Genomic DNA, 18,285 nt, shown 5'->3' with positions numbered 1-18,285 from the left:
GAATGAAGAAATACCTGACCGCTGCCGCTCTCGGCCTGTGTTTGCTCGGCGCGCACGCGCAAAACTGGCCCGAGAAGGCGGTGACCCTGGTCGTACCTTTCCCGCCTGGCGGCTCGACCGATCAGGTCGCGCGCGCGGTGGGACCGTTCCTCACGGAGAAGTTCAAGCAGTCCTTCCTGGTGGACAACCGGGCCGGGGCCACCGGCACCATCGGCGCCACCTTCGTCAAGCGCGCCGCGCCGGACGGCTATACCTTCCTGGTTACCTCGCTCGGCCCGCTGGTCATCGTGCCGCACCTGATCAAGGGGCTGCAGTTCGATGCGCTGAAGGACTTCGACCACATCACGGTGGCCGTGCAGTCGCCCAACGTGCTCGTGGTGCCGGCGAATTCGCCGCACAAGAGCCTGGCCGACGTGATCGCCTTTGAGAAAGCCAATCCCGGCAAGATGACCTTCGCCTCGGCCGGCAACGGCTCCAGCGATCACCTCACGGCCGAACTGTTCTGGCAGGAGACGGGCACCAAGGGCATCCATGTGCCCTACAAGGGCGGCGCGCCGGCGCACACCGACCTGATCGGCGGTCAGGTCGATGCCTCGTTCCAGAACGTCAACGCGGTACTGCAGTACATCAAGGGCGGCAAGATGCGGCCGCTGGCCGTGACCAGCGCGAAGCGCTCGCCCGTGCTGCCCGACGTGCCCACCATGGCCGAGGCCGGCGTGAAGAATGTGGAGGTCACGTCCTGGCAGGCGATCGTGGCGCCCAAGGGCCTGCCACCAGCCGTGCGGGAGAAGGCCCATGCCGCCTTCGTCGAGGCCTTGAACAGCCCCAAGGTCAAGGACCAGTTCACCAGCATCGGCTTCGAGATGGTGACCAACACGGCGGCCGAGTTCGCCACCTTCCAGCAGCAGGAATACGCACGCTGGAAGAAGGTCATCGAGACCGGCAAGATCACCATTGAATAAACCACGGCCATGACCCACGACAGCATCACCCACGTCCGCATTTCTTCCTGCTACCTGCCGCTGGCCAACCCGATCAGCGACGCCAAGGTGCTCACCGGCCGGCAGAAGCCGATGACCGAGATCGCCATGTTGTTCGCCGAGATCGAGACCCGCGACGGCCACAGGGGCCTGGGTTTCAGCTACTCGAAACGCGCCGGCGGCCCGGGCCAGTTCGCGCATGCGAAGGAGATCGCACCGGCCCTCATCGGCGAAGACCCGAGCGACATCTCCAGGCTCTGGACCAAGCTGCAGTGGGCCGGTGCCTCGGTGGGCCGCAGCGGCATGGCGGTGCAGGCCATCGGGGCCTTCGACGTCGCGCTGTACGACCTGAAGGCGCGCCGCGCCGGCCTGTCGCTGTCCAAGCTGCTGGGTTCGCAGCGCGATTCCGTACGCTGCTACAACACGTCGGGTGGCTTCCTGCACACGCCGCTCGATCAGTTGCTGGTCAACGCCGCGGCTTCGCGCGAGCGCGGCATCGGCGGCATCAAGCTCAAGGTCGGCCAACCCGACCAGGCGCTCGACATCAAACGGGTGGAGGCTGTGCGCAAGCACCTCGGCGACCACGCGCCGCTGATGGTCGACGCCAACCAGCAATGGGACCGGCCCACCGCACAGCGCATGTGTCGCATCTTCGAGCAGTTCAACCTGGTCTGGATCGAGGAGCCGCTCGACGCCTACGACAACGAGGGCCACGCGGCGCTGGCCGCGCAGTTCGACACGCCGATCGCCACCGGCGAGATGCTGACCTCGGCCGCCGAACACGCCGAGTTGATCCGCCACCGTGCGGCCGACTACCTAATGCCCGACGCACCGCGCGTCGGCGGCATCACGCCCTTCCTGCGCATCGCCGCCCAGGCCGAGAACGCCGGCCTGGCGCTCGGGCCACATTTCGCGATGGAATTGCACGTGCACCTCGGTGCCGTGTACGCCACCGAGCCGTGGGTGGAGCATTTCGACTGGCTGGAGCCGCTGTTCAACGAGCGCCTGGAGATCAAGGATGGCCGCATGCTGGTGCCGACCCGGCCCGGCCTCGGCCTGAGCCTGAGTGAGCAGGCAAGGACCTGGACGCGCGAAGTCGCCGAGATCGGCCAGCGGGCCTGAGGCGCCGCTGCTGGCACCGACGCGCTTGGGCGCAGGCAAAATCTACAATTGCCGAATTTGAGTGCGTAAAAATTGATTTCATACCTCTACGTCGAAGACAACGAAGACATCCGTGAAGCCTTCGGTGCCCTGATCGAAGCCGATCACCGGCACATCACGGCCGTCGCCGATGCGGAGGCCGCGCTGGCGCTGTTCGGCACGCGGCATTTCGACGTGTTGATCACCGACGTGAGCCTGCCGGGCCTGTCCGGCACCGATCTGGCGCGCGAATGGCTCAAGCCCGATCCGTTGCGCTGGGTGCTGCTGCTGTCCGGCTATGCATTCGGCCACGGGCTGCAGGGGATCGGGGCGAACGTGCGCGCCTTGGTGAAGACCTGCGATCCGGGCGAGCTCGAAGCGCTTCTGGAAAAGATCGAGGCCACGCTGGCCCCCAACGCCTGAGCGGCTCTCAGGCTGCTGCCTCGGCCGGCTCCACGCGGCCCGAGAAATGGCTCGGCGAGGCGCCCATCGCCGCCTTGAACATCGCCGAAAACGCGCTGTCGCTCGCATAACCGCTGGCCGCCGCCACCTGGCTCACGGGCAGCCCGCGCGCGAGCATGGGCAGCGCATGGGCCAGCACGGCCTGCTGGCGCCATTGCTGATAGCTGGTACCCAACTCGTCGCGGAACAACCGGGCCATGGTGCGTTCGCTCGCGCCCACGTCGGCGGCCCAGCCAGCCAGCGTGGCGCGCTGGCCGGGCGCGCGCAGCACGGCCTCGCACAGGGCGCGCAGGCGCTTGTCGCCGGTGTGGGCAGGGGGCAGCGGCACGCCGAGCGCCTGGGTGGCCGCATGCGTGATCTCGTCGAGCACCAGGCTGCCGAGCATGGTTTCGCGCGAGGAGGGGCTGGCGGGCAGCGGCGCGGGCAGGTCGAGCGCATGGATGAGTTCGCGCAGCAGGCTCGAGACCATGATGACCCGGCAGCCGCGCCAGCCCGCGGGGGTCACGCTGGCATCGAGGTACAGGGTGCGCAGCTCGGCGCGTTCGAGCACATGGATGGCGTGCAGTGCGCCGGGCGCGATCCATACCGCGCGCGAAGGCGGCACCATGTAGGTGACTTCGTCGGCCGTGGTGCGGACAGCGCCGCCGGCCGCGGCGTCCGCTTCCGTGGCGCAGACGACCTGCACCATGCCGGTGGCGCAATAGGCAAGTTGCGCCCAGGCGTGGCGGTGCGGCTCGAAATGGCTGTCGGCCGGCAGCACACGCGCGCGCACCCGCACGGGCCTGGCCGCTGTGGGCGTGAACAGGTCGGTGTCGCCGACCGGCATGAACCGCGGCGTCTTGCGGGCAGGCGAGAGTGAGTTCATCGAAGTCGATCAGGTAAGGGCTGGAGGCTGCTTGTCTGGAATTCGCCAGAACCTGTCTTTTTGTCGCATTCCGGAAAACAGGAGCGGATACTACGATAAGCGCATGAACACCACAACAGCCACCGGTGCCCCGATGTCGGGCACGCAGACCAGTCTCAAACAGGACGCGGGCGTGATCGGCCTGGTCGGCCTCGCCCACATGATCAGCCATTTCAGCCAGCTCCTGCTGGCGCCCCTGTTTCCCTGGCTCAAGACCGATTTCAACGCGAGTTATGCCGAACTCGGCTTCCTGATGTCGGTGTTCTTCGTGGTGTCCTGCGCGGTGCAGATGGCTTCGGGCTTCGTGGTCGATCGCTTCGGCCCGCGGCCCGTGCTGTTCGGCGGCCTGGCCTTGCTCGGCGTGTCCGCTTTCGGTTTCGCGCTGAGCACCGATTACTGGATGCTGGCCGCTGTCTCGGTGGTGGCCGGCGTCGGCAACGGTGTCTTCCATCCCGTGGACTACACGCTGCTCAACCGCAAGGTCAGCAGTCCGCGCCTGGGCCACGCCTACAGCGTGCACGGTATCACCGGCAATCTCGGCTGGGCGCTGGCGCCGGCGATGCTGGTGCCGCTCGCGCTCCTCTTTTCATGGCGCGTCGCGCTGGCCTCGGCCGGCCTCCTGGCGTTTGCCGTGCTGGCGGTGTTGTGGGTCAATCGGGACAAGCTGAGCCTGCCGCCGCCCACGCCGACGACCCACAAAACAGGTGTGCCGGCGCTCGAAGGCGGCAGTCTCGGCTTCATGAAAATTCCGGCCGTGTGGATGTGTTTTGCCTTCTTCTTTTTCTACGCCATGGCGCTGAGCGTGGTGCAGGCCTTCGCGCCGGAAGCCGCGCGGCAGTTGCACCAGGTGCCAGTGGCGCTGGTGGCCACCTGCCTCACGGTGTACATGGTCTGCAGCGCGGGCGGCATGGTGCTTGGCGGCTTTCTCGCGGCCGACCCGGCGCGTTGCGAACGCATCGTCGGCTTCGGTCTGGGTTTTGCCGCGCTCGTGGCGCTGGTGATCGGTTTTGCCGATGTGTCCGGCCTGGCCGTGCCGGCCTTGTTCGGGCTGATGGGCTTCGCCGCCGGCACGGGCGGGCCGTCGCGGGACCTGATCGTGAAGCGCGCCACGCCGGCGAATTCCACCGGCCGCGTCTACGGCGTGGTGTATTCGGGCCTGGACATCGGCCAGGCGGTCTCGCCACTGGTGTTCGGCAGCCTGATGGACCACGGGCAATACCGGGGTGTGTTCATCGGCCTGGCGCTGGTGCAGGCCGTGCTCATCACCACGGCCTTCAATGTGCGCAAGGCGCGGCGCACGGCGGCAGCACCGGCGCAGATGCCGGCCGGCGCCTAGTAACAGGAACGCGCGAGGCCGTGACGCGCAGGGGTTCCCTGCACATTCTTCAGGCCATGCGCACGTCGAACCAGGATTCCGGGCTTTCGCCCAGGCCCTGCATGGCGGCCTGGCGTGCGGCGTCGGTGGCCACGCGCCAGTGGGCGACGAGTTTGAGTTCCTCGGGCGTCGGCTCGTCGCCGCTGCCCCCGTCGGCCAGTTGTTCGACCGCGCGCAGGGCATGCACCACGTCTTCCGGCGGGCCGAGGCGGCGTTCCAGCGCACGGCAATAGCGCATCTCGGCCGCGACGCGTTCCTTGAGCGGCAGTTCGGGGTAGTCGCGCAGGGCGACGGTGTACAGGGTGTCGAGCGTGGTTTCCATCGGTTCGCCTCCGGTTGATGGTCAATGACTGTTTATTTGAACAGTATTATGACCACGTGGAGTGACCGAGTCCACCACGGGGCTATGCCCCCGCGCGTCTTCCGGAAACTAGGCGATGGCTTCTGGTTGCAGGCTGCGTTTGAGTTCTTCGCGCCCCATCGGCGTGATCGCCAGCACCCGCGCATAAGGCTTGGCCGAGCCGGGTGCCGAAACGAAGGCGGCGGCGTGGCCGGAAGCGCGCAAGGCGCGGACATTCTCGATCTCTTCCGGGCTCTCGATGGTCCAGGGCAGGACTTTTTTGGAAATGTCGCGCAGCAGGGTCAAATTCATCGATTTCTCCTTCACCATGGCCCGATTCTGCAAACTCTTCGTGGCCGTTTGAAGTCAATCCGGCGGATGGCGAAGGGTCATGGGTAAAAATCCGTATGCAGTTTTCGGGCCAGCGCCCCCGGGTTGAATCGCGTGCAAATGCACTGTCTGCGGAGGAAGTGACCATGGAAATCGAATTCAAGTTGGCGGTACCCGCCGAGCGCCTGGAAGAAGTGGAGCAGGCCTTGCGCGCGCAGAAGACCAGCCGCACCCGGCTGCAGGCGCGTTATTTCGACACGGCCGACGCCGCACTCGCCAGGCACGGCGTGGTGCTGCGGCTGCGCAAGGAAGGCACCCATTGGGTGCAGACGGCCAAGGCCGTGGTCGAAGGGCAAGGGGCTTTGCACCGGCTCGAGCACAACGTCACGCTAGACGGCCGTGCCGCCAAGGCCGTGCCCGATCCGCTGCGCCATGCCGATTCGCCGGTCGGCAAGTTACTGGGCAAGGCGCTTGGCGATGCGGCTTGCCCGCTGGGCGAGACCCTGTCCACCGACATCTGGCGCCTGGCCCGACACGAGCGGCTGGGCGAGACCACGGTGGAGCTCGCGCTCGACGTGGGTCAGGTGATGGGCGGCCTGGCCGAGGACGGCAGGCCGCGCAGCTCTGCGGTGTGTGAACTCGAGCTGGAATTGGTGCAGGGCCGTGTCGAAGATCTGGTCGAGATCGCGCGGGGCTGGTGCGAACGCCATGGCCTCTGGCTCAGCACCTTGTCCAAGGCCGAACGCGGACAACGGCTGGCGCACGCGGCGGATCAAGGCTACGCGGTGCGGGCAGAACCGCCGCAGCTGGCCGGCAAGACCGGGGCCCAGGTATCGGGCCCGGCTTTCCAGCGCGCCGTGCTGGCCGCGTGCCTGGCCCAGGTGTTGCCCAACGCGAGCGAGCTGGCCTCGGGTAACACCGATGCCGAGGTGGTGCACCAGTTGCGCGTGGGCATCCGCCGTCTGCGCACCGCCTTGCGCGAATTGGGCGCATTCGCGCCGGAACCCGCCCCGCAGTTCGACGCGAGCTGGGAGCCCGCGTTGACCGCGGTGTTCCGCCGCCTCGGTGCGCAGCGCGACACCGCATTGCTGCTCACCGAAATGGCGCCGAGACTGAAGGCGGCCGGTGCGCCGGAGATCCGCATCCCCAGGTCCGGCACCAAGGCGGTGGACATCCGTGCGGTGGTGCGTGCCGTGTCGTTCCAGGTGGCGCTGGTGGGCTTGATTGGTTTGGCCGCGCCGACAGATCAGCCCGCGCCAGGCGGTGATGACGATCTCCGACGCCTGCTCAAAAAACGCCTGCGCAAGCTGCAGCATCAATTGCTGGCCGACGGTGCGCGTTTCGAATCGCTGCCGGTGTCCGCGCAGCACCGCATGCGCAAGCGGCTCAAGCGGCTGCGCTACCTAGCCGAATTCGCCGCGCCGCTGTTCGATGCGAAGGCGGCCGCGCACGACATCGCCCATCTCGAGCCGGCGCAGGATGCGCTCGGCGCCTTCAACGACGCGAACGTCGCGCTGGCGCGCTACCGCGAAGCGGCGGTGAAGGATCCAGGTGCGTGGTTCGCCGTCGGCTGGCTGGTCGCGCAGCAGGGCCGCATGGCGCGTGCCTGCCGCAAGGCGTTGCAGCGGTTGGGCAAGCTGCACGGGTTCTGGGATAAGGCCGGCGGCGGATAAAAGCGGCCTCATGACGTCGATGATGATATGTCACAAATCTGAAACGCACATGTCATCTTCATAGCGACGTCGACGGTTCTAATCCTGCTTGACTGTCCCTTCCCTTCGGAACCCCATGAACGCCATCAAACAAGCCAAGAACCACATCGCCAAGAACCCGTTTACTGAATCGGCCAAGACCTTCGCCGACCTGGTGCTGTCGCTGGAATCGCAGGAGCCGTTCCGGCTCGAGCGGCTGTACGAACTCGACCTGGGTGATTTCGATCTGGCGCTGGCGATGCTCAAGGAATGGCGGCTGGAGCGTTATTACGCAGGCAAGGCCAAGCTCTACGACTTCGCGCTGCAGTTGAACCAGCTCGACACGACGACCGCGCAGCCCGCGGAGACTGCGCCGACGCGCTGAGCGTAGGTCAGGCCTTCGCCACCTCGTGCGAGGCCATCAGTTCCAGCGCCTTCACCAGGGCGGAATGGTCGAGGTCTTTCCAGCCATTGGCTGCGCACACCTGCATCAGCTGGGCCGCACCCGCGGTCTGCGGCAGCGCGACGCCGAGTTCGCGTGCGCCCTGCAGGGCCAGGCCGAGGTCCTTCTGGTGCAGGCCGATGCGGAAACCCGGGTTGAAGGTGCGCTTGACCATGCGCTCGCCGTGCACCTCGAGGATGCGGCTCGAGGCGAAGCCGCCCATCAGCGCCTGACGCACTTTCGCTGGATCGGCGCCGGCCTTGCTGGCGAACAGCAGGGCTTCGCCCACGGCGGCGATATTCAGCGCCACGATGATCTGGTTGGCCACCTTGGTGGTCTGGCCGTCGCCGTTGCCGCCGACGTGGGTAATGTTCTTGCCCATGAGTTCGAACAAGGGCTTGGCTTTGGCGAAGGCTTCCTCGGTGCCGCCGACCATGATGGTCAAGCTCGCGGCCTTGGCACCGACTTCGCCGCCCGACACCGGCGCGTCCAGGTAGTCGCAGCCGAGTGCGTTGATGGTCTTGGCGAAGGCCTTGGTTTCGATCGGCGAGATGCTGCTCATGTCGATCACGGTCTTGCCGGCCGAGAGCCCCGCGGCCACGCCGTCCTTGCCGAACAGCACGGCTTCCACGTCAGGGGTGTCGGGCAGCATGGTGATGATGACCTCGGCCTGCTCGGCGACTTCCTGGCCCGTGGCGCAGGCGATGGCATTGCTGGCCGCGATGTCGGCGTTGATCTTGTTGCGCTTGACGTAATACAGCTGGTGGCCGGCGTTGACGAGCTGCAAGGCCATGGGCGCGCCCATGATGCCGAGGCCGATGAATCCGATCTTCATGTGAATCTTCCTTGTTTCAGTAAGTGGAGGAGCCCGCGCCCGCAGAGGGTGGCGCGGCGCGCATGCTGGCCATCACCTGCTGCGCGCCGGCTGCCATCAGCCGCGCGTCGGAGCTGACGGTGACGAACTGGAAGCCCTTGGCGACACGCGCGAGCGCACCTTCGGGCGTGCCGTTGTGGATGCCGGCCACCACGCCATGGGCCTTGGCGCGCGCCAGGATGTGGTCGATGGCCTGCTGCGCCTTGTCGTCCACGTCGTCGAACACCGGCCGGCAGCCGAGTGCCAGCGATAGGTCGGACGGGCCGATGTAGATCGCGTCCAGGCCTTCGACCGAGAGGATGTCGTCGAGGTTGTCGAGCGCGGCCGCGGTCTCGATCATGGCGAAGGTGACGATGGTGTCGTTGGCGGCCGACGGGTAGTCCGCACCACCATACAGCGTGGCGCGGATCGGGCCGAAGCTGCGGGTGCCGCGCGGCGCGTAGTGCGTCCAGGCCACGAGTTTCTGCGCGTCCTCGCGGGTGTTGACCATCGGGCAGATCACCCCGTAGGCGCCCGCGTCGAGCGTCTTCATCAGGATGCCCGGCTCGAGCCAGGGCACCCGCACCACCGGCACCGTGGCGGTGGTGGAGATGGCCTGCAGCATGCCAACCATGGCCTGGTAATCGACCACGCCGTGCTGCAGGTCGATGGTCAGCGAATCCCAGCCCTGGTGGGCCATGGTCTCGGCTGAGAAGCCGTTCGGAATCGCCAGCCAGCCATTGACGGCAGCGCCGCCCGATTGCCAGATCTCACGCAGTCGATTCGGTCGCATCGTGGCGCTCCTTGGTGGTCTGTCGGTGATGGGGCGCTGCGGCTCAGCGGTCCAGCGCCGGCTTCTTCGGGTCGAACTTCCAGCCCGGGATCAGGTACTGCATCGCCATGGCGTCGTCGCGCGAGCCCAGGCCGTGCTGTTTGTAGAGCTGGTGTGCCTTTTCCACTTCGGCCATGTCGAGTTCGACGCCCAGGCCAGGCTTCTTGGGCACCTGCACCAGGCCGCCCCTGATCTGCAGCGGATCCTTCGTCAGGCGCTGGCCGTCCTGCCAAATCCAATGGGTATCGATGGCCGTCACCCGGCCCGGCGCGGCCGCGGCCACGTGGGTGAACATGGCCAGCGACACGTCGAAATGGTTGTTCGAATGCGAGCCCCAGGTCAGGCCCCAGTCGCGGCAGGTCTGCGCCACGCGCACCGAGCCGGCCATGGTCCAGAAATGCGGATCGGCCAGCGGAATGTCCACCGATTGCAGCGACAGCGCGTGGGTCAGTTGGCGCCAGTCGGTGGCGATCATGTTGGTGGCGGTGGGCAGGCCGGTGGCGCGGCGGAACTCGGCCATGATCTCGCGGCCCGAGAAACCGTCTTCGGCGCCGCACGGGTCTTCGGCATAGGCCACCACGCCACGCATGTCGCGCATCAGGCGGATCGCGTCCTTGAGCAGCCAGCCGCCATTCGGATCGAGCGTGACGCGCGCCTTGGGAAAACGCTCGTGCAGCGCCACGATGGCTTCGATTTCCTCCTCAGCGCGCAGTGCGCCGCCCTTGAGCTTGAAGTCGTTGAAGCCGTAGCGCTCATAGGCCGCCTCGGCCAGGCGCACGATGGCCTCGGGCGTGAGCGCGGCCTCGTGGCGGATGCGCGACCAGGCGTTGTCCGCATCAGGTTCGCTGTTGTAGGGCAGGTCGGTCTTGGACTTGTCGCCCACGTAGAACAGGTAGCCCAGCATCTCCACCGCATCGCGCTGTTGGCCTTCGCCGAGCAGCGCGGCGATCGGCACGTCGAGGTGCTGGCCCAGCAGGTCGAGCAGCGCCGATTCGATGGCGGTGACGGCGTGGATCGTGGTGCGCAGGTCGAAGGTCTGCAGGCCGCGGCCGCCCGCGTCGCGGTCGGCGAACTTCTGGTGCACTTCCTGCAGCACGCGTTGGTGCGAGCCGATCGGCTGGCCGACGACCAGGGGGCGGGCGTCTTCCAGCGTCTGGCGGATTTTCTCGCCGCCGGGCACCTCGCCCACGCCGGTGCGGCCGGCGTTGTCGGTCAGGATCAGCAGGTTGCGTGTGAAAAACGGGCCATGCGCGCCGCTGAGGTTGAGCAGCATGCCGTCCCGGCCGGCAACGGGAATGACGCGCAGGTCGGTGACGAGAGGGGTGGAAGTGTTCGGCATGGGATTCGTTGAACTGAAAAGCTGGTGAGAACGTGTGGATAAATTGCGGAATCGTTGGGGATAACCGTGGAGCACGATGAACAGGTTGGAGCATAGGGGTCAGCCGCGGGCTGTCGGCCCTCCAAAACCCTGTGTTGCCCGTGCAGCGGTAGCGCTACCATTCTAACCATCGAAAACCCGCTGGGCAAGGGGCGAACCCCGGGTGCCGAGGCCGGTTTTCTCAGGCGCTTTGCCGGTCGACGATCGAAAAGCCGATGTCGACCACGCGCTGATCCACCTCCCGGCCCTCGGCACGCGCCACGATGAAGCGTGCCGCCTGCTGCCCGATGGCGGTGCTGTCGATGTGCACCGTGGTCAGCGCCGGGTGCAAGTCGGCTGCGAATTCGAGGTCGCCGAAACCCACCACGGCGAGTTGCGCGGGCACGGTCAGGCCGCGCGCCTGCGCCTCGGTGAGCACGCCGAGCGCGAGCAAGTCCGAGCTGCAGAACACGGCGTCGATGCGGGTGTCGGCCTGCAGCAGCTCGGCCAGGGCTCGTCGGCCGCTCTTGAGCGTGGTGGGCGCCGGCACCACGACCATCGCCACCGGGGGCAGGCCGAGTGCCGTGGCGGCGGCCTTGAAGGCCTCGTGCCGGCGCGTGGAGCGCTCGTCGTCGCCGGCCACCACGGCCAGCCGGCGCCGGCCCCGGGCGAACAGGAATTCCGCGACGGCGCGGCCGACCTCGGCGTGCGAAAAGCCGACCAGCATGTCGATCGGCGTGGGCGTCAGGTCCCAGGTCTCGACCACCGGAATGCCGCAGGCCAGCAGGCGCCGTCGGCCCTCGGCGGAATGCATGATGCCGGTGAGCACGATGCCGTCGGGTCGGCGGCCGATGATGGCTTCGAGCAGCGCATCCTCGCGCGAATCCACATAGCCGCTCTGGCCCAGCATCAGCTGGTAGCCGTGTTCGGCCAGCGCCGCGGTCAACGCCTGGATGGTCTGCAGGAACACTGGGCCAGCAATGGTCGGCACCACCGCGGCGATCAGCCGGCTGCGCGTGGAGGCCAGGCCGCCGGCCAGCAGGTTCGGCACGTAGCCGGTGCGTTTGACGGCTTCGGCCACCTTCTGTCGCACCTCGGCCGAAACGCGCTCGGGCGTGTTCAGCGCACGCGATGCCGTGATCGGCGCCACGGCGGCGAGGCGTGCCACGTCGTGCAACGTCACAGCGCCGCTGCGGCGGCGGCTGCGTTTGGGGGGCGGGGGCGCTTTGGACATGGCCGGCATCCTAGCCGAAAGATAGCGCTACCCATTTCTTGTCCCTACACGGGAAATCAGGGCTCGTAGCCTTGGCCCGTCCATTGCAGGAAGCACAGGCCGTGGCCGAAAGGGTCGCCCAGCGTGGCGATGTAGCCCCAGGCGTGCAGGGTCGGCCCGGTTTCGAGGGTGGCGCCGGCCGCTATCGCGTTGGCCACGGCCGCGTCCAGGTCCTCGACCACGAAGTCCAGATGCAGCGGGGTCCAGTGCCTGGCGTACCCGCGGTTTTGCGGCACATGCGGGCCGGCGCCCGAGCCCTCGGGTTTCTCGAGCAGGTACACCGGTACCGCGGCGCCGCGCATTTCGGCCACGCTGCCGCCGAAGAGCCGGCGGTTCAGGCGAAGTCCGGTCGCGGCTTCGTAGAAGCGCACGGCGGCGGCCAGGTCGGGCACGTCGATGTTGATGAGCAGCGCCACTGGCGAGGGCGTGTTCATCCCCAGACGTCCAAGGGTGGATCGGAAGCGACCGCGCGCAGGATGTCGGTACGCGACACGAAACCGGTCACGCCGCCCGCATCGTCCACCACCGGCAGGCCGGGCAGCGCGGTGTCGAGCAGCACGCGGGCGACGCGGCGGATGTCGGTGTCGGCCGAGACGCTGGGCACCGGCGTCCACATGAGGTCGGCCACGGGCTGGGCCATCAGCGTGTCCCAGTCGGGCGCGGCCGGCTCGGGTGCGGGCTCGGTGGCGGGCGGGCCGACAGCCGTCGAGGCAGAGGCTGGCGGTGCCACGGCGGATGCGGCGCGCTGCGGGCGGAACAGGTCGGCGCGCAACAGCAGGCCAACCAGGCGGCCGAGCCCGTCGACCACCGGCATCTGGCCGATCCGGTGCTGGCTGAGCAGTGCGGAGGCCTCGCCGAGCGTGGCTTCGGCGCGCACGGTGATCGCGGGCTGGCTCATCAGCAGATCGACCCGGTCCAGCGGCTGGCGCGGCGTGTCGGGCACCGTGGCCGTGACGTAGGCGGCAATCGCGGAGCGCACGGGCGACTGCGGCGAGGGCGCGGCGCCTGCGAAGCCACCGGGCAAGCCTTGCACCGTCTGGTCGGGCGGCATGTCCACGTCGCCCGGCTCGATGCGGCGCAGGCGCGCGAGTGCGTTCACCTTGTCGATGTGGCGCAGCTGCTCGACGGTGCCGGTGAACACCTTGCCCGTCACGCCGTAGACCGAGAACATTCGGCACTCCCTTGGGGGTTGATCGATGGGTTCAAACTAACACAAGCCCGCCGTTGCAGCAAAAACCGCAGGTCATTCCTTCGGCGCGATGCACTTCGACTGCGCCGCACCGAACACCCGGCCCTGCGCATCCTGCACCCAGCCCAGCACGCGCAGGCGTTCGGGCCGCGCGCCTTCGGCAACACCCATCGGCCGCGATTCGAAAAGCCGCGGCACGGATCTGGTGCCGGCCGGGGTCTCGGCGGCTGGCGCGGCCTGGGCCGGGTTCCAGTCCTGTACCAGCACATTGCGCACCAGGTTGCGCGTGACCGGCGTGCCTTCGCTGCCGGCCGCGATGGTTTCCACCAGCACCAGCCAGGCCGTCCACGGCGCCGCTTCGGCGCGCGCCGGGACTGGCTTGAGCTCGATCGAGGCCCCGACGTAGCCAGCCAGCGGCAGGCCATGGGCCACGCGCAGCCGGCTCGCGCCACCAATGCGCCGCACGGGCGTATTGGTGAGTGTGTTGGCCGCGGTGCCAGGCGGGGGCTGGTGCAGCGCGGCAAGCCGGGCCAGGCTGTCGCGCGTAGCGGCGGCGGAAAGCGGTGCGTCGTCGCCGCGGCTGCCGGGCACGATCCAGTCGAGCACCATCGCATTCGCGGCGGGTTTGGCGCCGGCCGTGGCCCAGCAGCTTTCGCAGTCGGCGCTGATGAAGCGCTCGACGATGGCACTCGGCGCGGGCTGGCCGTCGCTGGCGCAGAACGACTGGGCGGCCGCGGCGAACGGCGAGGCCAACATCAGCGCACAGGCCCATCGGCGCCGGTGCAGAAGTGAAACCAGGGGTGATGTGGTCAGGGGCATGAGGTGGGGAGGTGCGGTTTCTACAATGGCCCTATGTTCTCAGCAAATCCAAATCCCGTCTCGGGTCATGTCGCAGCGCCCCTTGGTTCGAACTCGCCGCTGCTGCACAACCTCAATCCCGAGCAGCTGGCCGCCGTCACGCTGCCGGCTGAACACGCGCTGATCCTGGCCGGCGCCGGCTCGGGCAAGACACGGGTGCTGACCACCCGCATCGCCTGGTTGCTGCAGACCGGCCAGGTCACGCCCGGCGGCATCCTGGCCGTGACCTTCACCAACAAGGCCGCCAAGGAAATGATGACGCGGCTGGCCGCCATGCTGCCGGTGAACGTGCGCGGCATGTGGATCGGTACCTTCCACGGCCTGTGCAACCGCTTCCTGCGTGCGCACTACAAGCTGGCGAACCTGCCGCAGAGCTTCCAGATCCTGGACACGCAGGACCAGCTCAGCGCGATCAAGCGGCTGATGAAGCAGTTCAACGTCGACGACGAACGTTTTCCGGCCAAGCAGACGCAGTACTTCATCGCCGGCTGCAAGGAAGACGGCCTGCGCCCGAACATGGTGGAGGCGCGCGATGCGGAGACGCTGAAGAAGATCGAGATCTACCAGCTCTACGAAGAGCAGTGCCAGCGCGAAGGCGTGGTCGACTTCGGCGAGCTCATGCTGCGCAGCTACGAACTGCTGCGCGACAACGACCCGATCCGAGAGCACTACCAGCGGCGCTTCCGCCACATCCTGATCGACGAATTCCAGGACACCAACACCCTGCAGTACGCGTGGATCAAGATGCTGTCGGGCCACGGGCCGGCCGACATCGAATCCGGCGCGGCCTTGCGCCATGCTCCGGGCAGCGTGCTGGCCGTGGGCGACGACGACCAGAGCATCTACGCCTTCCGCGGCGCGCGCGTGGGCAACATGGCCGACTTCGTGCGCGAGTTCAACGTGACGCGGCAGATCAAGCTCGAGCAGAACTACCGCAGCGGCAGCAACATCCTGGATTCGGCCAACGCGCTCATCAGCCACAACAGCAAGCGCCTGGGCAAGAACCTGCGCACCGAGCAGGGCCCGGGCGAGCCGGTGCGCGTGGTCGAGAGCCCGCGCGACTACGACGAGGCGCAATGGCTGGTCGACGAGGTCAAGCAGCTGGTGCGCGACGACCACGAGCGCAAGGAGATCGCCGTGCTCTACCGCAGCAACGCGCAGAGCCGGGTGATCGAGACCGCGCTGTTCAACGCCGCCGTGCCGTACCGCGTGTATGGCGGCCTGCGCTTCTTCGAACGCGCCGAAATCAAACACGCGTTGGCCTATCTGCGCCTGCTGGAGAACGCCAACGACGACACCAGTTTCCTGCGCGTGGTGAATTTTCCGCCGCGCGGCATCGGCGCGCGCAGCATTGAGCAGCTGCAGGACGCGGCCAAGGCCGCAGGCTGTTCGCTGCACGACGCCGTGAGCAGCCTCGGCGGCAAGGCCGGCACCAACATCGGCGGCTTCGTGGCCAAGCTGGACGTGATGCGCGAGCAGACCGCAGGCCAGACGCTGCGCGAGATCATCGAACTCGTGCTCGACCACAGCGGCCTGGTCGAACACTACAAGGCCGACCGCGAAGGCGCCGACCGGCTGGAGAATTTGGCCGAACTCGTGAACGCGGCCGAAAGTTTCGTCTCGCAGGAAGGCTTCGGCCGCGACGCCGTGGCGCTGCCGGTGGATGAACTCGGCGGTGGCGCCCTGTCGCAGTCGCCCGCCAGCCAGGGCATCGACCCGAACCTGGCTACGGACGATCTTCCGCCGAGCTACATCGACCAGGACAGCGGCGAGACCCTGTCGCCGCTGGCCGCCTTCCTGACCCATGCCGCGCTCGAATCCGGTGACAACCAGGCCCAGGCTGGGCAGGATGCCGTGCAACTCATGACCGTGCATGCCGCCAAGGGCCTGGAGTTCGACGCCGTGTTCGTCACCGGCATGGAGGAGGGGCTGTTCCCGCACGAAAATTCCATGAGCGACCGCACCGCGCTCGAGGAAGAGCGCCGGCTGATGTATGTGGCCATCACGCGCGCGAGGAAGCGCCTGTACCTGAGCTTCTCGCAGACGCGCATGCTGCACGGGCAGACGCGTTACCACATCAAGAGCCGCTTCTTCGAGGAACTGCCGGAAGGCGCGCTGAAGTGGATCACGCCGAAACAGCCCGGTTTCGCCTCGGGCATGGGTGGGGGCTGCAGTGGCGGCTTTGCTCGCAATTCAGGAGCGGGCAGCGAAGGCTACGCCAGCGCCAGAGGCGCTTTCAATGCACAGACCGCCACCTTCGCCAGCCCGCCCGTGCCGCCGCAGAAGGCCGCGCCTTCACACGGCCTGAAGGTCGGCATGAAGGTGTTTCACAACAAGTTCGGCGAGGGCAAGGTGCAGACGCTCGAAGGCGCGGGCGACGATGCGCGCGCGCAGATCAACTTCCCGCGCCACGGGGTGAAGTGGCTGGCGCTGAGCGTGGCGAAGTTGACGGTGGTGGATTGAACGCAGCGGGCATGCGCCCTCCGCCGGCAGCCTAGAAACTGGTCCAGTCGTCATTGCCCGCCTTCTGCAACGGCAGGGAGACCGGCTCGGCCTTCTTCGGTGCGGCCTTGGCATGGCCTGCAAAGGCGGGACGGACCACATTGGCGGCCCGGTGCGGACCGCGGCGTTCGGTGAGCGGCGCACTGGCCAGCGTCGCCGCGTTGGCCGCATGCTGATGCTCGTGTGCGCCGAGCTTGAACACGGCCACGGCCTTGAGCAACTGCTGCGCCTGGGTGCTGAGGCTGTTGGCCGCGGCGGCGCTTTCCTCGACCAGGGCCGCATTTTGCTGGGTCACCTGGTCCATCTGCGTGACGGCTTCGCCGACCTGGCTCACGCCCTGGCTCTGCTCCGAACTCGCGGCGCTGACCTCCGCGATGATGTCGGTGACGCGGCGAATCGAAGACACCACCTCGGTCATCGTCGCGCCGGCGCTGGCGACCAGGGTCGTGCCCTGCTCGACCTGGGTCACGCTGGTGTCGATCAGGACCTTGATCTCCTTGGCCGCCGTGGCGCTGCGCTGGGCCAGGCTGCGCACTTCGCTGGCCACCACGGCGAAGCCGCGGCCCTGTTCGCCCGCGCGGGCCGCCTCCACCGCGGCATTGAGCGCCAGGATGTTGGTCTGGAAGGCGATGCCGTCGATCACGCTGATGATGTCGGCGATCTTCTTCGAGCTGTCGTTGATGCCCTTCATGGTTTCCACCACGCGGCTGACGACCTCGCCGCCCTGCACGGCCACGGTGGAGGCGTTCACCGCCAGTTGGCTGGCTTGGCGGGCGCTGTCCGCGTTCTGCCGCACGGTGCTCGAAAGCTCCTCCATCGAGGCGGCTGTTTCCTCCAGCGCGCTGGCCTGCTGCTCGGTACGCCCGCTGAGGTCCTGGTTGCCCTGTGCGATCTCGGCGCTGGCCGTCGTCACGCCCTCGGCGCTTTGGCGCACGTTGGCAACCACGCCGACCAGGCTGGTCTGCATGACCTTGAGTTGCGCCATCAGGCTGCTGTCGTCGCCCGCCTTGGTCGGGATGTCCGTGGTCAGGTCACCCTCGGCGACCGAGCGGGCCACAGCCGCTGCCGTGCCGGGCTCGCCGCCGAGGGCGCGCACCAGGCGGCTGGTAATGAGGTAGCCGAGCAGGACGGCCGAGGCGACGGCTGCCAGGCTGGCCGCGATCAGCAGCCAGCGGGCCTGGTTGTAGTTGGCCTCGGCCTGGGCCAGGCTCGCGTCGCCGTTCTTGTCGCTGAAGGTCTGGTAGTCGGCGCTGGCTTTCAACAGCGCGGCCAGCAGAGGGCGGCATTCCTTGTTCATCTTGGCGATGGCTTCGTCCTTCTTGCCGTCCAGCGCCAGCTTGACGATGCCCAGCGCCACGGGCCCGTAGGACGCCTCGATGCGGTTGATGTCTTCCACCAGCCGCCGTTCCTCCGCGGTCGTTTCGGGGGACTTGTTGAGTGCCGCATTCAGGGCCGCCAGGTGCTTCTGGGTGTCTTGATGCGCCACGGTCACGGCTTGCTGTTCCGCGGCAACGTCCTGCGGCGTGTTGACCAGCACCAGATTGCGCGCGGCCACCGCGCGCCGGTTCACGGCGCTCTCGATGTCGGTGACGAGTTGCGTGCGTGCCACGTTGAGATGGCTGTAATGCTGGAAGTCCCGGTTGCTATTGCCGAGTGCGCTGATCGCCACCAGGGAAACGGCCAGCACCAGAATGGCCAGAAGGCCGAAGGCAAAGCCCAACTGGCTTTTGACCGTGAGGTTCTTGAAGTTCATTGCG

The 18,285-nt window shown here is 67.5% G+C and carries 18 protein-coding genes; 7 read left to right on the top strand and 11 right to left on the bottom strand.

All coding sequences use genetic code 11. The features are described from left to right. Positions 1-2 precede the first annotated feature (2 nt). The 3 genes from RD110_RS20195 (at position 3) to RD110_RS20185 (ending at position 2,543) form a co-directional block, all read left to right on the top strand. Entirely contained in the window at positions 3-962 is a 960-nt protein-coding gene (locus RD110_RS20195) for a Bug family tripartite tricarboxylate transporter substrate binding protein (RefSeq protein ID WP_076201490.1), read from the top strand. 9 nt (positions 963-971) lie between these two features. Next, a complete protein-coding gene (locus RD110_RS20190) occupies positions 972-2,102 on the top strand; it encodes an L-talarate/galactarate dehydratase (RefSeq protein WP_076201489.1) in 1,131 nt (376 codons plus the stop codon). A 72-nt stretch (positions 2,103-2,174) separates the two neighbouring features. Beyond that, positions 2,175-2,543 (top strand): response regulator, encoded by a 369-nt coding sequence (locus RD110_RS20185; protein ID WP_239467079.1) that lies wholly within the window; start codon positions 2,175-2,177, stop codon positions 2,541-2,543. 7 nt (positions 2,544-2,550) lie between these two features. Here RD110_RS20185 and RD110_RS20180 read toward each other — a convergent pair whose 3' ends face one another. After that, complete coding sequence (locus tag RD110_RS20180; protein WP_076201487.1) at positions 2,551-3,447, bottom strand: AraC family transcriptional regulator; 897 nt, start codon at positions 3,445-3,447, stop codon at positions 2,551-2,553. 103 nt (positions 3,448-3,550) lie between these two features. Here RD110_RS20180 and RD110_RS20175 point away from each other — a divergent pair, with 103 nt between their 5' ends. Continuing rightward, complete coding sequence (locus tag RD110_RS20175; protein WP_076201485.1) at positions 3,551-4,822, top strand: MFS transporter; 1,272 nt, start codon at positions 3,551-3,553, stop codon at positions 4,820-4,822. A 49-nt stretch (positions 4,823-4,871) separates the two neighbouring features. On the opposite strand, the gene RD110_RS20170 is transcribed toward RD110_RS20175, so the two are convergent. Both RD110_RS20170 and RD110_RS20165 read right to left on the bottom strand, forming a co-directional pair. Next, entirely contained in the window at positions 4,872-5,183 is a 312-nt protein-coding gene (locus RD110_RS20170; protein ID WP_076201484.1) for a hypothetical protein, read from the bottom strand. A gap of 108 nt (positions 5,184-5,291) precedes the next feature. Continuing rightward, complete coding sequence (locus RD110_RS20165; protein WP_157900259.1) at positions 5,292-5,513, bottom strand: hypothetical protein; 222 nt, start codon at positions 5,511-5,513, stop codon at positions 5,292-5,294. Positions 5,514-5,677: 164 nt separating this feature from the next. Between RD110_RS20165 and RD110_RS20160 the strand changes: the two genes are divergently transcribed. After that, complete coding sequence (locus RD110_RS20160; protein WP_076201481.1) at positions 5,678-7,204, top strand: CYTH and CHAD domain-containing protein; 1,527 nt, start codon at positions 5,678-5,680, stop codon at positions 7,202-7,204. Positions 7,205-7,319: 115 nt separating this feature from the next. Next, positions 7,320-7,607 (top strand): hypothetical protein, encoded by a 288-nt coding sequence (locus RD110_RS20155; protein ID WP_076201479.1) that lies wholly within the window; start codon positions 7,320-7,322, stop codon positions 7,605-7,607. A 7-nt stretch (positions 7,608-7,614) separates the two neighbouring features. Here the strand turns inward: RD110_RS20155 and RD110_RS20150 are convergent, their stop codons facing one another. From RD110_RS20150 to RD110_RS20120, 7 genes are all read right to left on the bottom strand, one after another. Next, on the bottom strand, positions 7,615-8,499 hold the full coding sequence (locus tag RD110_RS20150) for a 2-hydroxy-3-oxopropionate reductase (protein ID WP_076201478.1): 885 nt from the start codon (positions 8,497-8,499) through the stop codon (positions 7,615-7,617). Between the two features lie 16 nt (positions 8,500-8,515). Then, complete coding sequence (locus RD110_RS20145; protein WP_076201476.1) at positions 8,516-9,310, bottom strand: HpcH/HpaI aldolase family protein; 795 nt, start codon at positions 9,308-9,310, stop codon at positions 8,516-8,518. Positions 9,311-9,353: 43 nt separating this feature from the next. Then, positions 9,354-10,688, bottom strand: a complete 1,335-nt coding sequence (gene gudD, locus RD110_RS20140) for a glucarate dehydratase (RefSeq protein ID WP_076201474.1) — start codon at positions 10,686-10,688, stop codon at positions 9,354-9,356. 220 nt (positions 10,689-10,908) lie between these two features. Next, positions 10,909-11,940, bottom strand: coding sequence for a LacI family DNA-binding transcriptional regulator (locus tag RD110_RS20135; RefSeq protein WP_076205336.1), 1,032 nt, complete (start codon positions 11,938-11,940; stop codon positions 10,909-10,911). A gap of 56 nt (positions 11,941-11,996) precedes the next feature. After that, entirely contained in the window at positions 11,997-12,413 is a 417-nt protein-coding gene (locus RD110_RS20130) for a VOC family protein (protein ID WP_157900258.1), read from the bottom strand. Then, positions 12,410-13,150, bottom strand: coding sequence for a CBS domain-containing protein (locus RD110_RS20125; RefSeq protein WP_076201472.1), 741 nt, complete (start codon positions 13,148-13,150; stop codon positions 12,410-12,412). The genes RD110_RS20130 and RD110_RS20125 overlap by 4 nt, the downstream gene beginning before the upstream one ends. A gap of 72 nt (positions 13,151-13,222) precedes the next feature. Continuing rightward, complete coding sequence (locus RD110_RS20120; RefSeq protein ID WP_239467078.1) at positions 13,223-13,987, bottom strand: hypothetical protein; 765 nt, start codon at positions 13,985-13,987, stop codon at positions 13,223-13,225. 33 nt (positions 13,988-14,020) lie between these two features. On the opposite strand from RD110_RS20120, the gene RD110_RS20115 reads away from it, so the two are divergent. Beyond that, complete coding sequence (locus tag RD110_RS20115) at positions 14,021-16,489, top strand: UvrD-helicase domain-containing protein (protein WP_076201469.1); 2,469 nt, start codon at positions 14,021-14,023, stop codon at positions 16,487-16,489. Positions 16,490-16,520: 31 nt separating this feature from the next. Here RD110_RS20115 and RD110_RS28865 read toward each other — a convergent pair whose 3' ends face one another. Beyond that, complete coding sequence (locus tag RD110_RS28865; RefSeq protein WP_076201467.1) at positions 16,521-18,281, bottom strand: methyl-accepting chemotaxis protein; 1,761 nt, start codon at positions 18,279-18,281, stop codon at positions 16,521-16,523. Positions 18,282-18,285: the final 4 nt, after the last annotated feature.

The organism is Rhodoferax koreense (genome assembly GCF_001955695.1).
GTDB lineage: Bacteria > Pseudomonadota > Gammaproteobacteria > Burkholderiales > Burkholderiaceae_C > Rhodoferax_B > Rhodoferax_B koreensis.
The sequence above is the reverse complement of the archived record's forward strand: the minus strand, read 5'-3'. Positions and strand labels throughout refer to the sequence as shown.

Bases quoted from the DNA above. Each gene is read 5' to 3' on its own strand.
- RD110_RS20145 (WP_076201476.1), bottom strand. From the start codon at position 9,310: ATGCGACCGAATCGACTGCGTGAGATCTGGCAATCGGGCGGCGCTGCC.
- RD110_RS20155 (WP_076201479.1), top strand. From the start codon at position 7,320: ATGAACGCCATCAAACAAGCCAAGAACCACATCGCCAAGAACCCGTTT.
- RD110_RS20180 (WP_076201487.1), bottom strand. From the start codon at position 3,447: ATGAACTCACTCTCGCCTGCCCGCAAGACGCCGCGGTTCATGCCGGTC.
- RD110_RS20175 (WP_076201485.1), top strand. From the start codon at position 3,551: ATGAACACCACAACAGCCACCGGTGCCCCGATGTCGGGCACGCAGACC.
- gudD (WP_076201474.1), bottom strand. From the start codon at position 10,688: ATGCCGAACACTTCCACCCCTCTCGTCACCGACCTGCGCGTCATTCCC.
- RD110_RS20125 (WP_076201472.1), bottom strand. From the start codon at position 13,150: ATGTTCTCGGTCTACGGCGTGACGGGCAAGGTGTTCACCGGCACCGTC.
- RD110_RS20170 (WP_076201484.1), bottom strand. From the start codon at position 5,183: ATGGAAACCACGCTCGACACCCTGTACACCGTCGCCCTGCGCGACTAC.
- RD110_RS20150 (WP_076201478.1), bottom strand. From the start codon at position 8,499: ATGAAGATCGGATTCATCGGCCTCGGCATCATGGGCGCGCCCATGGCC.
- RD110_RS20190 (WP_076201489.1), top strand. From the start codon at position 972: ATGACCCACGACAGCATCACCCACGTCCGCATTTCTTCCTGCTACCTG.
- RD110_RS20115 (WP_076201469.1), top strand. From the start codon at position 14,021: ATGTTCTCAGCAAATCCAAATCCCGTCTCGGGTCATGTCGCAGCGCCC.
- RD110_RS28865 (WP_076201467.1), bottom strand. From the start codon at position 18,281: ATGAACTTCAAGAACCTCACGGTCAAAAGCCAGTTGGGCTTTGCCTTC.
- RD110_RS20130 (WP_157900258.1), bottom strand. From the start codon at position 12,413: ATGAACACGCCCTCGCCAGTGGCGCTGCTCATCAACATCGACGTGCCC.
- RD110_RS20120 (WP_239467078.1), bottom strand. From the start codon at position 13,987: ATGCCCCTGACCACATCACCCCTGGTTTCACTTCTGCACCGGCGCCGA.
- RD110_RS20135 (WP_076205336.1), bottom strand. From the start codon at position 11,940: ATGTCCAAAGCGCCCCCGCCCCCCAAACGCAGCCGCCGCCGCAGCGGC.
- RD110_RS20160 (WP_076201481.1), top strand. From the start codon at position 5,678: ATGGAAATCGAATTCAAGTTGGCGGTACCCGCCGAGCGCCTGGAAGAA.
- RD110_RS20195 (WP_076201490.1), top strand. From the start codon at position 3: ATGAAGAAATACCTGACCGCTGCCGCTCTCGGCCTGTGTTTGCTCGGC.
- RD110_RS20165 (WP_157900259.1), bottom strand. From the start codon at position 5,513: ATGAATTTGACCCTGCTGCGCGACATTTCCAAAAAAGTCCTGCCCTGG.